10 protein-coding genes and 3 pseudogenes are annotated in these 15,426 nt (G+C 58.6%); 9 read left to right on the forward strand and 4 right to left on the reverse strand.

Features of this window, described 5'->3' with window-relative positions:
- The 6 genes from sdaAA to BN871_RS23055 all read left to right on the forward strand — a co-directional run.
- Positions 1-648 (forward strand): L-serine ammonia-lyase, iron-sulfur-dependent, subunit alpha (gene sdaAA, locus BN871_RS23020; RefSeq protein WP_048749165.1); only part of this gene is annotated, 648 nt, incomplete at its 5' end.
- Between the two features lie 202 nt (positions 649-850).
- The gene (locus BN871_RS23030; RefSeq protein WP_048749179.1) at positions 851-1,942 is read left to right on the forward strand and encodes a DUF3626 domain-containing protein; all 1,092 of its coding nucleotides are present in this window, start codon (positions 851-853) and stop codon (positions 1,940-1,942) included.
- 206 nt (positions 1,943-2,148) lie between these two features.
- A complete protein-coding gene (locus BN871_RS23035; RefSeq protein ID WP_048749169.1) occupies positions 2,149-3,414 on the forward strand; it encodes an ABC transporter substrate-binding protein in 1,266 nt (421 codons plus the stop codon).
- A 65-nt stretch (positions 3,415-3,479) separates the two neighbouring features.
- Positions 3,480-4,442: a carbohydrate ABC transporter permease gene (locus tag BN871_RS23040; protein ID WP_021881551.1), complete on the forward strand. Its 963-nt coding sequence runs from the start codon at positions 3,480-3,482 to the stop codon at positions 4,440-4,442.
- The gene (locus tag BN871_RS23045; protein ID WP_048749171.1) at positions 4,439-5,266 is read left to right on the forward strand and encodes a carbohydrate ABC transporter permease; all 828 of its coding nucleotides are present in this window, start codon (positions 4,439-4,441) and stop codon (positions 5,264-5,266) included. Before BN871_RS23040 ends, BN871_RS23045 begins: the two co-directional genes overlap by 4 nt.
- Before the next feature lie 578 nt (positions 5,267-5,844).
- Complete coding sequence (locus BN871_RS23055) at positions 5,845-7,647, forward strand: ABC transporter ATP-binding protein (protein WP_083436607.1); 1,803 nt, start codon at positions 5,845-5,847, stop codon at positions 7,645-7,647.
- Positions 7,648-7,986: 339 nt separating this feature from the next.
- Here BN871_RS23055 and BN871_RS23060 read toward each other — a convergent pair whose 3' ends face one another.
- Positions 7,987-8,199 (reverse strand): hypothetical protein, encoded by a 213-nt coding sequence (locus tag BN871_RS23060; RefSeq protein WP_021882376.1) that lies wholly within the window; start codon positions 8,197-8,199, stop codon positions 7,987-7,989.
- A gap of 171 nt (positions 8,200-8,370) precedes the next feature.
- Between BN871_RS23060 and BN871_RS23065 the strand changes: the two genes are divergently transcribed.
- From BN871_RS23065 to BN871_RS23075, 3 genes are all read left to right on the forward strand, one after another.
- Entirely contained in the window at positions 8,371-9,957 is a 1,587-nt protein-coding gene (locus BN871_RS23065) for a cell wall-binding repeat-containing protein (protein WP_157060372.1), read from the forward strand.
- 585 nt (positions 9,958-10,542) lie between these two features.
- Positions 10,543-10,800: a hypothetical protein gene (locus tag BN871_RS23070; RefSeq protein WP_021881861.1), complete on the forward strand. Its 258-nt coding sequence runs from the start codon at positions 10,543-10,545 to the stop codon at positions 10,798-10,800.
- 555 nt (positions 10,801-11,355) lie between these two features.
- Positions 11,356-12,957, forward strand: coding sequence for a M4 family metallopeptidase (locus tag BN871_RS23075; RefSeq protein WP_021881860.1), 1,602 nt, complete (start codon positions 11,356-11,358; stop codon positions 12,955-12,957).
- 802 nt (positions 12,958-13,759) lie between these two features.
- Here the strand turns inward: BN871_RS23075 and BN871_RS30420 are convergent.
- From BN871_RS30420 to BN871_RS27155, 3 pseudogenes are all read right to left on the reverse strand, one after another.
- Positions 13,760-14,320 (reverse strand): annotated as a pseudogene (locus tag BN871_RS30420) (MqnA/MqnD/SBP family protein); the annotation flags it as partial.
- Positions 14,321-14,614: 294 nt separating this feature from the next.
- Positions 14,615-14,884, reverse strand: a pseudogene (locus BN871_RS30425) (MqnA/MqnD/SBP family protein); the annotation flags it as partial.
- A pseudogene (locus BN871_RS27155) lies at positions 14,881-15,426 on the reverse strand (futalosine hydrolase); the annotation flags it as partial. The pseudogenes BN871_RS30425 and BN871_RS27155, both read right to left, overlap by 4 nt.

Consider the following 15,426-nt stretch of genomic DNA (forward strand, 5'->3'; position numbering starts at 1 on the left):
CGCGCCATGGCGGCCTTGCTGGCCGTGTCGGAGGTGAATGCTTCCATGGGCCGCATCGTGGCGACTCCGACGGCAGGCTCCTGCGGCATCATTCCCGGCGTCTTCGTCAGCACGCAGGAGCGCTTCGGCTGGAGCGACGACGAGATGACCTACGGCTTGTTCGCGGCCGGCGCGATCGGCTACGTCATCGCGAACAACTCCTTCGTATCCGGAGCGGAGGGCGGCTGCCAGGCGGAGGTCGGCTCCGCGATCGGCATGGCGGCCGGAGCGCTTGCGGAGCTGCGCGGCGGCAAGCCGGAGCAGGCTGTACACGCAGTCGGACTCGCGCTTAAAAACTCGCTCGGCCTGATCTGCGATCCGGTCGGCGGGCTGGTGGAGATTCCGTGCATCGTGCGCAACGGCTTCGGCGCCGTCACGGCGCTGGCGGCCGCCGATATGGCGCTTGCCGGCGTGCGGAGCGTCATTCCTTCCGACGAGGTCGTGCAGGTGATGCTGGAGGTCGGCGCTGCGATGCCGGAGAAGCACCGCGAGACTGCAGGCGGCGGGCTGGCGCAGACGCCGACCGGCAAGAAGCTCATGAGCGAGCTGCGCAAGAAAGGCCGTCCTCTGCGCAAAGCGGAGGATGAGCGCGGCAATGCGGAAGCTTGACCGATATCGGATTCAAGGCCCCCTCGCAGGGGCTTTTTTGCGCGCTGAATTGAGGCTGGAACCCGGGAACCGCCGTCAGGCTTGGCATCATGCCGTGCCGATAGGCCGTCAGTATGCCGCTAATTCGGCATATGCGCGGAAGGAGATTCAAGCGGCGAGGGAGAAGAGGTAGACCCTGCTAAAAGGAGGGATCGTCATGCCCGTGGAATTGACGCTGTCCCAGCGGAAAGCTTTGGAGCATGTCGCCGCTTATGCCAGAAGCCGAAAGAGCGAGGCGGACCAAGCCATCGGCGATGTCCTTCGTCTGACTGGCATCGGCCGGGCCTCGTTGGATGAGGCGGTTGCGAAGCTGCAGGCCCATGCCCCGGTCGCGCTCCATTTCCATCCCGACCGGCCGGACCACAGCATGAAAAGCGTGGCTGAAGCGCTGCTCGAACAGGGGGAATACAAAAGCCAGTTCGAAACCATGCTCTCGAGCGGAAGCGTGTCGGCGTATCCCGGCGGGGAACGCGACATCTGGGAGGAGAGGATGTTTGGCGGCGCTTATCAGACCGGCGGCGCGGCCAACAGCGAGCGGCCCAAGTATGGGGCTCTGAATGTCATGCAGCATCCGGAAGGTCCCGCTCCGCGATTCGGCTCCTGCTACTTTCTGCTCTCTCCGGCTGTCTCCAGGCGCTGTACGTTCACTTATTTGGATTCCCATCTGGAGCGCAGGGAGAAGGGTACTTTCGAGGAGTTCGGCCTCGTTGCGGCTGCCCTCCTGAAGGATGCGCATTACGGCGGGTTTGCGATCGGCGAACGTGAGCTGACGGTCCAAAAGCTGCTCGGCCCTACAATCGACAGGCTTGAGAAGCCGTTCGCCGGCGATATCGGGGGAGAATCGGTACGAAATCTCGACCACTATATTGAGGCGCAAATCCACGGGGGCCTTTCGCTGGAAGAGGATGTGGAGCTGCTTGTCGCGGATCCGTGCTTCAAGGGCACCGGGACCGGAAAGCTTTTAGAACTCATTTGCCGCCGGTATTCCATCCGCTTGTACTGGCATATGGGCTTTTTCCTGAAGGCGGACGAGGTTCCGACCGATTTTAGAGGGCCTTCCATGCCTTCCCTTGCCCGGAGGATCGCTCGCAACGGAGAGATCGATGCCTTCCAGATCGGCTGTGCGGCCATGGATTTGAAGCGGAATCCGGCCGCATGGAGCGGCAGGGGCGACTACCCGGCAGTTCTGCAGGAGCTGAAGCAGCTATGGCATGTGCTCGTGCAGTACGGGCATCCTCGGCGCACGCCGGAATGAGCCGATATCAAAAAATGCGAGAGGTATCATTGAGGAGCCTATTTCCGCCGATTACGGTTTCAAAATGTCTGGAGATGGGTATGGAAAGGAAATCCGTTTTGTGCGCAAATTCTGCGGAGGCCGGAATAAAATAGTACGGTTAGGCGAATGGGGCGCGACGCGGCTGCGGCCGCAGCCGCGCCGAGGCAGTCCACAAGTCAGGAGGAATGGCGGAAGTGGTCAAAACCAGAATGGTCGGCTTATGCATGCTGATTCTTGCCATGATCGCCGCAGGCTGCGGCAGCACTTCTCCAACCGAGAAAACGAAAACGCTTACACTCTGGTATTGGAACCGAAGCCTCGACGACGGCCTCATCAAGTCCGTCGAGCAGAAGTTCCCGGGCATCCGCATCAACGCGCAGAAAATCGGAGGCGACTTCAAGTCCAAGCTGAAAACGACGCTCGCCGCCGGCTCCGCAGGACCCGATATCGTCGCTTTCAACGATTGGGTGTCCGAGCTGTTCGTCAGCTCAGACCGCTTCTACGATCTGTACGACCTCGGAGCCAAGGAGATCGAGCCGGATTTCCTCGACTGGAAATGGAATTTCGGCGTCACGCCGGAAGGAACGATGATCGCCCTGCCGATCGATACGGGGCCGACCGCTCTGTTCTATCGGGCCGATCTGTTCCGGGAAGCCGGCCTCCCGTCGGATCCGGAAGACGTGCATAAGCAGCTCGGAACGTGGGAGAGCTATCTCGACGCAGGCAAGAAGCTTCAGGATCATTTTGCCGGCAAGGTCAAGATGCTCGACAACGTCAACAACGTCTACACCCAGGCCAATGCCCAATCCGACCGCATTTATTTCTCCAAGGAGGACGAATTCATCGGCGATACGCCTGCCTCCTCGATGAAGAACGCCTGGAATCTGGCCGTCAAGGCCGCCCAATTGAAACTGTCTGGCAATGCAAACGCCTTCACGAGCGAATGGAGCGCAGCCATGAACAACAGCAGCATCGCCTCCTTCGTCGGGGCCGTCTGGATGAAGGAGGTTCTGGAGGAGGCCGCGCCGGATACGAGCGGCAAATGGAGAGTCGCCCGGGCTCCGGGCGGAGACGGCAACAACGGCGGCTCCTTCCTCGCCATCATGAAGACGAGCAAATACCCGCAAGAGGCCTTCGAAGTCATCCGCTACCTTCAAAATCCCGACAATCAGATTCAGTCCTATAAAAATCTCAATCTGTTCCCTTCCGCCGCCAAAGCGCTGGACGATCCTATCATGAAGGAGAAGGAGCCTTTCTTCGGCAATCAGGCGACCGGCGAGATTTTCTCGGAATCCGCGCGCAACGTGAAGCCGGCCTACTTCGGAGGCAAGTATTCGAATGTGAACGGAATCGTCGGCCGCGAGCTGACCTCCGTCGCCCTGCAGGGCAAAAATCCCGACAAAGCCTGGAAAGACGCGATAAGCCGGATCAAAAAAGAACTGCTGCGCTGATGCGGGCCGCTGCCCGCTGTGCAGAGTGCATTTCCAAGATCAATGGCTGACAGGAGGTCACCTCAATGGGCAATCCCATGCTGAACGCGGAGCCTGCCCGCGCTCCCGTACCCCCGCGCCTCAAAGGCAGCTTGGCTTCGAGACTATGGAGGCATCGGAAGGAATACTTGGCCATATCGCCTTTTTACATCTTGTTCGCCATTTTCGGCTTGTTCCCGATCGCCTTCTCCATGTATCTTTCCTTCCAAAAGTGGGATGGAATCGGGAGGATGAGCTACAACGGCGTGAACAATTACCGCTTCATGCTGACCGATCCCGAATTCTGGAGGGCGGTCGGCAACACGCTGCTCATCTGGATTTACTCGACGGTTCCGATGCTGTTCCTCGCGCTGGCCGTCGCGTTCCTGCTCAATTCCTCATTCGTCCGGTTCCGGACCTTCTACCGGATCGGCTATTTCATGCCGAACGTCACCTCGCTTGTGGCGGTGGCGATCGTGTTCGGCACGATCTTTTCCAACAACTACGGCCTGCTCAACTATGTCCTGAACCTCATGGGCCTGAACTCGATCGAATGGCTGAACAAAACCTGGGGCATCCAGCTCGCGGTGTCCGTCATGGTCATCTGGCGCTGGGCGGGCTACAACGCGATCATCTACCTGGCCGGATTGCAAAGCATCCCGAGCGTCCTCTACGAAGCCGCCAAAATCGATGGGGCTTCGACCGTCCAATCCTTTTTCCGGATTACGATTCCGAACCTGAGGCCGATCATCCTTTTTACGCTGATTACCTCGACCATCGGAGGCATGCAGATCTTTACCGAGCCGCAGGTGCTCGCGGGCAATGACGGAGGGGTCAGCGGTGGAGGCCTCACGATCGTGCTGTACCTGTACCGCGAAGCGTTCATCCATAACTACTTCGGCTACGGCGCGGCCGTCGGCTGGGGGATGTTCGTCCTGATCGCAATCTTCTCGATCGTGAATGGGCTGTTCGTCCAAGGCGGGCCAACCCGCGGGCAGGGGGTGAAATGATGGCGACGAGAACCAAATCGGTCCTGCTCCATATCGGCCTCGCCATCGGGCTGCTGATATCGATCTTCCCGTTCTACTGGCTGCTCGTCATGGCGACGCGCACGACATCGGATATTTACAGCTTCCCGCCGAAGCTGTGGTTCGGCACCCAGCTTCTCGACAACATCGGCCGGGTGTTCGACAACGTCGATTTCTTCGGAGCGTTCTGGAATACGCTGTTCGTCGCCTCCGCCTGCACCCTGCTGGTGCTGTTCTTCGATTCGCTTGCGGGCTTCACGTTCGCCAAGTTCGATTTCCCGGGCAAAAAAATGCTGTTCGTCCTGCTGCTGGCGACCATGATGGCGCCGTCCCAGCTGTCGCTCGTGCCTTCCTTCGTCATTATGGCCAAATTCGGCTGGGTCGGCACGTTCAAGGCGCTGATCATTCCGGGAATGGCCAATGCGTTCGGGATTTTCTGGATCCGGCAGTACGCCCAGGAATCGGTGCCGTCCGAGCTGCTGGATGCCGGCCGCATCGACGGCTGCGGCTTCCTGCGCCTCTATTGGAACGTCGCCCTGCCGATATTGCGGCCCGCGCTTTCCTTCCTCGGCGCCTTCACCTTCATCGGAGCGTGGAACGACTACCTGTGGCCGCTGATCATCCTGACCGACGAGCGCAAATATACGCTTCAGGTGGCGCTGGCGTCGCTGAACGGGATTTACGTGACGGATTATTCCATGGTCATCGCCGGAACCTTGCTTGCGGTCATTCCTCTTATCCTTCTGTTCCTGTTCATCAGCAAGCAGTTCATCTCGGATATCGCAGCAGGCGCGATCAAGAGCTGAAGCGGGAGCGGGAGTCGGGGAAAAGCGTGGCTTCAATTCATGGGAGCGAGCTGTCCAAGGCCTCATCGGCCGAAGGGCGGCTCTTTTTTTGCTGCTGTTAGGCAAAGACACACGGGTCCCGGGAGTCGCGGCTGCGCCTTGCATGGGATGCGCAGCATCTATGCGAGGAACGCGCATACGGTGTAGTTCGCGTGCACCTGCACAAGATGCGCGATGCGCGGCAAACCGCCCCTTGTATGTGCGCTTTTCACGGGGTGCATGACATCGCGCCTTGTATATGCGCCTTCGCACGGGGTCACGGCATGCGGCATTCCACGCCCTCGTGTGCACCCTGCGCGAGGGTGATCGGCATGTCGGTGCTTGCCGCCCGCCGCGGCTTCCGTTTTCCGCAAGCCGAAGGCGCGGCTGCAAGCGCTCTGGCTTCCCTCTGCCGGTGCAGGAGCAACGCCAGCCCAATCGTTCCCGTCCTTTTTCCCTCCATGGGCATTGACACCGGGCAAGGTCATCTCTTATAGTTCCCCTGACCTGATGCACAGGTTCATTTTGTTAGCCTAACAACTTAACGAGGGTGGTCCATCATGTTCAACCGAGCCGCGCAAGCCGAACTGCCCGGCAATTCATTCGAACGAACGTTCCAGCAGGCGGTGCAGGAGGGAAACCGAACTTCCTTCCAATACCTCCTGTCGCTGTATAAAGGCAACTTCATGAATCTCGGCATCTCGCTGATGTTCATGGTGATCAAAAGCCTGCCGGTCTATCTGCTGCCGGTCGTCACCGCCAATGTCATCAACATCGTCGCCCAGCCCACCCAGCATTCCATGCGGGAGCTCTGGCTCAACTTCGCGGTGCTGCTGGTCGTCGTGCTTCAGAATATCCCGACCCATGCCGCCTACGTGAGCTTCCTCAGCCGCGCCATCCGCACCGTCGAGGCGGGGCTGCGCGGAGCGATGGTGCGCAAGCTGCAGCAGCTCTCGATCAATTCCCACCGCGAGCTGCAGGCCGGCCGGCTCCAGTCCAAGGTGCTTCGCGACGTCGAGGCGGTGGAGGGCATGTCCAAGCAGCTGATGCTGGCGCTATTCCCGGCAATCCTGAACGTCATCATCGCGTTCGGCCTCACGCTGTATACCAACTGGCTCGTCTCGCTGTTCTTCCTCGTCACGGTTCCTTCCGCGATCGCGGTGATGAGGCTGTTCCGCCGGCGGATCAAGCAGAGCAACAGCGAGTTCCGCAAGGAAATCGAGACGATGAGCTCCCATGTGTCGGAGATGGTGGAGATGATTCCGGTCACCAAGGCGCACGGGCTGGAGCAGGTCGAGATCGACCGCATCGACACGACGCTGAAGCGGCTGCAGGGCAAGGGCTACCGGATGGATCTCGTCGAAGCCTACTTCGGCGCCTCCAACTGGGTCACGTTCCAGATCGTGCAGGTCGTCTGCCTGCTGTTCACCGCCTATCTCGCTTACACCAACGAAATTCCGGTCGGCAGCATCGTCATGTACCAGGGGTATTTCGGCATGATTCTCGGCTCGATTACGGCTCTAATGAACGTATATCCGATGATTGCCAAGGGGTTCGAGTCCATCTCGTCCATTACGGAGATTCTGAAATCCCCGGACATCGAGAACAATGCCGGCAAGCTCAAGCTGCCCAAGGTGGCCGGCGAATACCGCTTCTCGGACGTCCAGCTGAAGTTCAAGGACAGCGAGCAGCATGTATTGGAGGAGCTGTCGCTGGAGGTTAAGGCCGGCGAGTGCGTCGCTTTTGTCGGAGAATCGGGGGCAGGCAAGTCGACGATCCTCAATCTCGTCATCGGTTTCCTTGAGCCCAGCTCGGGGCAGGTGAGCGTGGACGGGGTTCCGCTGTCCGAGCTGGATCTGTCGGAATACCGCCGCCATCTGGCCGTGGTGCCGCAGACGAACATCCTCTTCTCCGGCTCGATCCGGGACAATATCACCTACGGGCTGAAGGGCATCACGGACGAGAGGCTGATGGAGGTCGTGGAGCTGGCCCATCTGTCGGAAATGGTGGGCAGGCTGCCGCACGGCGTCGACACGATGGTCGGCGAGCATGGAGGCAAGCTGTCCGGCGGCCAGCGCCAGCGCATCGCGATCGCCCGCGCGCTCGTGCGGGATCCGCAGGTCATCGTCCTCGACGAGGCGACGTCGGCTCTCGACAACGCCTCGGAATTTCATGTGCAGCAGGCGATGCAGCAGCTCATCAAGGGTCGCACGACCTTCATCGTCGCGCACCGGCTGTCTACGATCCGCCATGCGGACCGGATCGTGGTCATGAAGCGCGGGAGGATCGTCGAGACGGGCACGTTCGACGAGCTGATCGCCCTCAAGGGCGAGTTCTATCATTTGAAACAGCTGCAGATGTAGCTCTGCAGGCTTATGCAGGCGCAGAGGGGCACAGGTGCAGAGGAGCACAGGCGCAGCGGGCGCAGAGGAGCTGGAAAGATCTCCATGCCGTTCGACAGATGGTGCGCTGCAGCTTTTGGAGGCGGTTTTTCAAATCGCGCCGCTCTGAAATATTTGTATGAACGATACCAGAAAAAAAGAGGATTTCCGCCGGGGAATCCTTCTTTTTTTTGTTTCCTTTTTGCATATTTCAAACCTGGAGTATAACTCTCAGGAGTCTCAGACAGGAGGGTTGTTGAATCCTCGCCCGTCTGCCTGGACGATGAGATTTCCCCTCGCTGTCAAGGCCGGCGAAGCGGGTTACTTGCGCAGCTCGAAAAACTCGCAGCCGCTGCGGGAGTGATAGGCAAGGTCGGCGACGCCGGATTGGATGACGACCGTACGCTCGTCGAAGCGGACAATGCAGCTGCCGGATTCGATCATCTGGTCGTCGCGGAAGACGCGCACCCGAATGCTCTTGTCGAGCGCTTCCTGGAAATCGGCATCGGTATGCAGCGGGCGTATGTGGGCCATGGCGGGAAGCTCCTTTGTCATAAGGTCGTGGACAGTCGTTGAAAGCCATTATAGCACAAGCGCACAGCGCCGGGGCGCTGTCCGGAGGGTGGATAGTCGGACAGGTTTGGGGAGGGGCGGCGGAGGAAACGATGATACGGAGATGGATCGGCGGAAGGGGGATTGAGCGGTATGGATAAGGATCGGAGATTGGATGGGATTAGGGGCGAGGATCGGGGAAGGAAGGGAAAGACCAATCTCGGCAAACCCCGAATCTTGCCCCGCTGCGGACACGTCCGTCCGGCAGCTTTGTTCGGGCTTGTGCTTCTGTCCGCATCGATGCTGGAGGGCTGCTTCCCTTCTTCTCCTCTGCAGCAGCCGACCCGGACGGTGATGTCGGATGTGGCGGGCGGGAGTCGGATGGCGGACATCCCGGTGCTGGCGCCGGGGACGCTGTCGCAGACTGATGAGAGAGGCAGCGCAGGCGGGGATTGGAATTCTGAGGGCGGAGCGGAAGCCGGTTCGGGAGCCGAGTCGTCAGGGAGCGATGCATCCGGGAAGCTTCCTGCGCACCGTACCGCAGTCCCTTCTCCGTCTGCGGCTCCAGGCGAAGCCGACGCATTCCGGGACAGCGCTCCCGAGGCGCTGGCTATCCGTTCGTCCGAAGCGGCCATGCAAGCGGCTCCATGGATCGCTACAGCCCATACGACGCGAATTAATGCCGCCGATCCGTATGAAGCCGCCGTTCTGGCGTCGCGAATGGCATGGCCCTCAACGGAGAACGATGAGCGACCTGGCGGGGTTGTGCTCGTGCCTCAAGGGGACTGGATTGCGGCCGTTCTGGGAGCGGGCTTGATCGACGATGCCGCGGACGGTCCGCTGCTGTACGCAGATGCAGACGGCATTCCGGAGGCGACATTGCGGGAGCTGAAGCGTCTGCGGCCGATAGGGATGCCCGGGAATGGAGGCGTACAGGCCATTCTGGTCGGGGCGCTGGGACCGCAGGTTCAGCGGCAGGCGGAGAAGCTCGGCCTGCGCGTCGAACGGATCGCAGCCCGCGGAGCCGCTGATCTGGCCCGCGCCGTGGACGCCTACGAAGCCGCGCAGTCGGGCGAGTATCCGGCTGATGTCCTTGTCGGATCTGCGGACGAGGAAGCCCGGCTGTACACGGCGCCCGCCGTGAGCCGGATCGCCAGCAGCGCTGAGCCGCTGCTGCTCGTCGGCCGCGCCGGCATTCCGCTGGAGACGGCGCAGGCTCTGGAGCAGCGCGGCGGCAAAGCGCGCATCCATCTGATCGCGCCAGAGTCTATCTTGCCGCCCGATGTAGCCGAAGACTTGGCCGTGTACGGCCAAGTCACCCGTATTTCGGGCGAGGATCATTTTGCCCAATCGGTCGCAATGGCCCGTTATGTGGAAATGGCCGAGACAGGCGCAGGAGGAAGCGGGGCCGGGATATCGCGAAGCGTATCGCTCGTGAGCTCGGAGTCGCCGTCGCTGGCTCCTGTCGCGGGGCTGCTGTCCCGAGCGGACATGTCCGCTCCTCTCCTTTGGACGGAGAAGGAGGTTATGCCGGAGGCGGTCCTGGCCTATGTGAGATCGCGTCTGACAGAGTCTTCCTCGGCCTCCTTTCGCCATGCTTGGCTGATCGGAGAGCTTGGCAGCTTATCCATGCGGGCGCAAGGCGAAGTCGACACGGTCATTCAACAAGCCGCGGTTCCCGGGCTCGGGAAGCGGGCAGCGGAAGTAGGGAGAGGAGGAATTGCAGAGGGATTTGAGTAGGGAGTGGAACAGAGATCGGAACAGAGATCGGAACAGAGATCGGAACAGAGATCGGAACAGAGATCGGAACAGAGATCGGAACAGAGATCGGAACAGAGATAGGACAGGAATAGGGATAGGAATATTGATAGGAATGGGGATGGTAATATAAATCCGAGTAGAGAACGGAACAGAGAGTGGTATAGTCGGAACAGAGAACGGAACAGAGAACGGAACAGAGAACGGAACAGAGAACGGAACAGAGAATGGAACAGAGAACGGAAAATAATCGGAGAAGAGAACGGAACGGGATAGGAGCAGGGAAGGAGCCGAGCAGGCTTCCCCGCCAAGAGGGTGGGGCTTGAAAAGCATTATGGTGAGCAATAGCAACGTACGGATTGGATTCGCGATTAGGCGAGTCTATTTGGCGTGCACAAAGGTTATCAAAGACAATTAAAATAGGGATCAAAGCTATCATAAAGCGTTAAATGAGAAGTTAAAAAGTTTAAATTATGCATGAAATAGAATGGAAATCACTCTCTTGCAATCTTGAATATTTGTGAATAAAAAGAAACTTATGTAAGGTTGATGTAGGGAGGGATAGACATGAGTAAGAATCAAGAGCCTGGAGAGGATGGAAATACGCCTTTACCGATGGAAGGAGCGCCGGGAAGAAAGAGCGGCAGAAGCTGGGTTTTCCGCATCGGAATCGGCATCGTCATCCTTGTTTTTTTACTCCTCATCATAGGGGTCGTTCAGTTTATTTCCAGTAAAGACACGGGCGCGCCTCAGCAGCAGGATGGCAAGGCAGGAGCCGGTCAAGGGATAGAGACAATATTTGGGCCGACGGCTCGGCCTTACTGAAGGCACTGGAAGCGCCGGGCATATCTTATTTCGGCATCAGCCAATGAGCATGTTCGCTGAACGTTGTCCATATAGACAAGGTGTCTGATTGCTGAGCGCTTGATTGCGATGACAAGAAGGTTGTTGGAGTGAAGTCCGGACACGCTGGATTGTTAATGGTTTTTCTGATGGATTTTTTTGAAGGAAAGGATGAGACCAACGGCAGACTACAAGGAGCTAAAGGCCTCATTCCCGATTAAATTAATCCGAATTGATTTTTCATAATCGGATCTGGGGAACCAGTTTCTCAGGTTTATATTGGGACCTTAAGCTTGGATTGCCGCGAACAATCCAGTTCTTTTCATACTAAAGAATCATTTTTTATTTTGCTTATTTTACCATATTTACCGAATAGATTACGGTGTGGTACATTCGTTGCCACCACCGCTAATCTATTTTTTTTCTTCAAAAGGCGGTTGTGAATATTCATACATAGAACGGAGGCGATATGCAGCATTTATTTTCCTGTATAGTTTTGGATTTGAAAAAAAATTATGACTGGAGTGAAATTGTGTAATGAAAAAAATGATTCCTACTCTGCTCGGTACCGTATTGCTGCTTTCTTCCGCTTCCGCTGTCGCTGCCGAATCGCCAAGCCTTGGAGCGGCCGGAACTCCCGGGGTCAGCGTCGTGAACAATCAGCTCGTGACTCAATTCATCGAGGCTTCCAAGGATGCCAAGATTGTCCCGGGCTCTTCCGAGGATAAAATCTGGGCTTTCCTTGAAGGCCAGCAAGCAAAGCTGGGTGTATCCGCAGCGGATGTAAAAACCTCGTTCCTGATCCAGAAGAAGGAAGCCGATCCGACTTCGGGCGTCGAGCACTTCCGCCTGCAGCAATATGTGAATGGCATCCCGGTATATGGCGGTGACCAAACCATTCACATCGACAAGGCCGGCCAGGTTACGTCGTTCGTAGGAGCCGTTCTGCCGGCTCAAAATCAAATCACGGCAAAATCCAGCGTACCAGCCATAAGCGCATCCGACGCTCTGGCTATCGCGGCGAAGGAAGCCAGTTCCCGCATCGGCGAGCTGGGAGCACAGGAGAAGACTCCGTCGGCTCAGCTGTACGTATATCCGGAAGGCAACGGGTCGCGTCTCGTCTACCAGACGGAAGTGAATGTGCTTGAGCCGCAGCCTCTGCGCACCCGCTATCTTATCGATGCGGCCGACGGCCATATCGTGCAGCAGTACGATCTGATCGAGACGGCGACCGGTTCGGGCACGGGCGTGCTGGGCGACAATAAGACGTTCCAGACGACTCTTTCCGGCAGCACGTACCAGCTGAAAGACACCACTCGCGGCAACGGCATCTACACCTACACAGCCAGCAATCGGACCACGATTCCGGGCACGCTGCTGACGGACGCCGACAACGTATGGACGGATGGAGCCGCCGTCGATGCCCATACTTATGCCGGCAAAGTATATGATTTCTACAAAACGAAGTTCGGACGCAACAGCCTCGACGGCAACGGCCTGCTGATCCGTTCCTCGGTCCACTACAGCAGCAGGTACAACAATGCCTTCTGGAACGGCACCCAGATCGTATTCGGCGACGGCGACGGCTCGACGTTCATTCCGCTGTCGGGCGATCTCGACGTGGTCGGCCATGAGCTGTCCCACGGAGTCATCGAGTACACGTCCAACCTTCAATACCTCAATGAATCCGGCGCGTTGAACGAGTCCTATGCCGACGTCCTCGGCAACTCGATCCAGGCGAGAAACTGGCTTATCGGCGACGATGTCTATACGCCTGGCATCTCCGGAGATGCTCTCCGTTCCATGTCCAACCCGACGCTTTACGGGCAGCCGGACAACTATGCCAACCGCTATACGGGATCTTCCGACAACGGCGGCGTTCATACGAACAGCGGCATCACGAACAAAGCGTTCTACCTGCTCGCCCAAGGCGGCACCCAGAACGGCGTTACCGTCGCCGGCATCGGGCGCGACGCAGCCGTGAACATTTTCTACAACACGGTGGCCTATTACCTTACTTCCACTTCCAACTTCGCCGCGGCGAAGAACGCCTCGATCCAGGCAGCCAAAGACCTGTACGGAACGGGCTCCTCTTATGTCACCTCGGTGACCAATGCATTCAGAGCCGTAGGCCTGTAAGGCGCGGATCGGTCTGTAAGCAGAAGATAGGTCTGTAAGGCGAAAGATAGGTCTGTAAGCAGAAAATAGCTCTGTAAAATAAAAGAGTCTGAAAAAGAAAGGAGCAGCCGGGTTGCCGGCTGCTCTTTTTATTTGGGAATGACGGCAATTACTGGCCATGGGGGCGCTGTCCGCACTATCGGACATCAGATCCGCTATTTCGTTCAAAATGTCGAGTTTAAGCGTTTATCGGACATAGGATTCGTTATTTGTGAACAATTATCGGGATAGTAGTGAGTTGAAGGGGAATAGCGGAACGTATGTCCGAAAGCAAGCAGAATAGCGCGAATTACGAGAATTAGCGGATTGTATGTCCGAAAGCGAGCAGAATAGCGCGAATTACGAGAAATATCGGAACTTATGTCCGAAAGCGAGCAGAATAGCGCGAATTACAAGAAATAGCGGATTGTATGTCCGAAAGCGAGCAGAATAGCGCGAATTACAAGAAATAGCGGAACGTATGTCCGATAGACAGCAGAATAGCACGAATTACGAGAAATAGCGGATTGTATGTCCGATAGACAGCAGAATAGCGCGAATTACGAGAAATAACGGAACGTATGTCCGATAGCGAGCAGAATAGCGCGAATTAAGAGAAACAGCGGAACGTATGTCCGATAGACAGCAGAATAGCACGAATTACGAGGTATAGCGGACGTATGGTCCGATAGCGAAGCGCCTGACCTGAAAGGGGCCAGCCGGGAAAACCGGCTGGCCTGATTCAAGTCCGGTCCGGCCCAGGCTTCACGAGCAGTGCCGGACATTATTTTCGCAGCAAAGCCAGGTCGAACTCCGGAACGAGGCCTTCCCTCGCCGCTCGTCCGAGCAAGGACTCTACGGCGTTGTAGCCGTCCTCGCCAAGCTCGCGGGTGAACTCGTTCACATAGAGGGCGATGTGGGCGCTGGTGACCTCGGGGGACATTTCCTGGGCATGGGATCGTACGTAATCGGCAGATTGAGCGGGATGCTCCCAGGCGTATTCGACGGAAGAGCGGGCCCATGCCGCGATGGAGCTGCGGTCGAGGGAGCGCTTGGCTATGATGGCGCCCAGCGGAATCGGGAGGCCCGTATCGGCTTCCCACCATGCGCCCATGTCGGCCATCAGCGACAGCCCGTATTCGGGATAAGTGAAGCGCGCTTCGTGAATGACGAGCCCGGCATCGATACGGCCGTCTCGAACGGCGGGCATGATTTCGTGGAAAGGCATGACGACGATCTCCCCGACGCCTCCAGGAACATTCTGCGCCGCCCAGAGCCGGAACAGCAGGTAGGCGGTCGACCGTTCGCTCGGCACAGCGACCCGCTTGCCGCTCAGCCACGATGGATCCGCGCCGGGAGCGGCAGCTCCGCTGTGGGCATGGGCGGAGCCGGCAGCAGGAACGAGGGCCTTATCGGAGGCTTGATCCTGCTGTCCATACGGGACATCGAGGCCTGCCGAGACATCCGGCTTTGCCGCAGCATTCGTACCGCCAGCAAGCGTGCCGCCAGCAGYATCCGTACCGCCAGCAGCATCCGTACCGCCAGCAAGCGTGCCGCCAGCAGCAAGCGTACCGCCAGCAGCAACCGTGCCGCCAGCGGCGATAGGTGCTCCCGGCATGGCGTCAGCATGGCTGCGCGAGGTTCCGCCGCCGGCGGTCAGCACGAGCGGACCGCAGCCGCGGCCGAGAGCGCCGCCGCAAGGGATGAGCGCGTAGTCTTCCAGAACCCAGGGCAGGGCGGCATAGGAAATTTTCATGACCTCGGGCCCGATGCGGTCGGCTGCCCAGCCGTTGGTGATGTCGATATCGGCATAAGTCACCTCCAGCTCAGGCGCGCCTTCGATAAGGCCATGCGACCAAGCGTGAAAGACAAAGGTATCGTTGGGACAAGGGGAATAAGCGATTTTCATTGGATTCCAAGCACCTCCGGCAGTAAAAATCCCGTCTTTTCAAGCGCCTGGAGCGCGTCGCCGATCCGCCAGGCTTCGCGGTCGCGCGGACCGACCGCATTGGAGATCGCCCGGATTTCCAGCGCCTCGATGCCTTGCATAGCGGCGGCTATGGCGACGCCATAGCCCTCCATCGCTTCAGCGGCAGCTCCCGGCACCCTTGCCTGAAGCTCGGCTGCCGACTCGGCCGATCCCGTGACGGTGGAGAGCGTCAGCACAGGGCCGGCGGCGGCTGCGACAGGCTCATTCGCCGTGCGCAGAGCTTCGGCGAAGCGCTCCCGCCAGCTCGCGGTCGGCCGCAACGCGCCACGAGCCGAAGCCGAGCTGATCCACGCTTGCGAAGCCGTCTGCCGTCTCGGCGCCCAAATCCGCCGCGATGATATCCGTCGCGATGACGACGGAGCCGACGGGCGCAATCGGGGAGAAGCCTCCGCCGATGCCGGCGCTGATGACATAGCGGAAGGAAGGGCCGCCAGCAATGGCGAGGGCGGCGCTGGCGGCTG

It is taken from the genome of Paenibacillus sp. P22 (assembly GCF_000469945.2).
Lineage (GTDB): Bacteria > Bacillota > Bacilli > Paenibacillales > Paenibacillaceae > Paenibacillus_O > Paenibacillus_O humicus.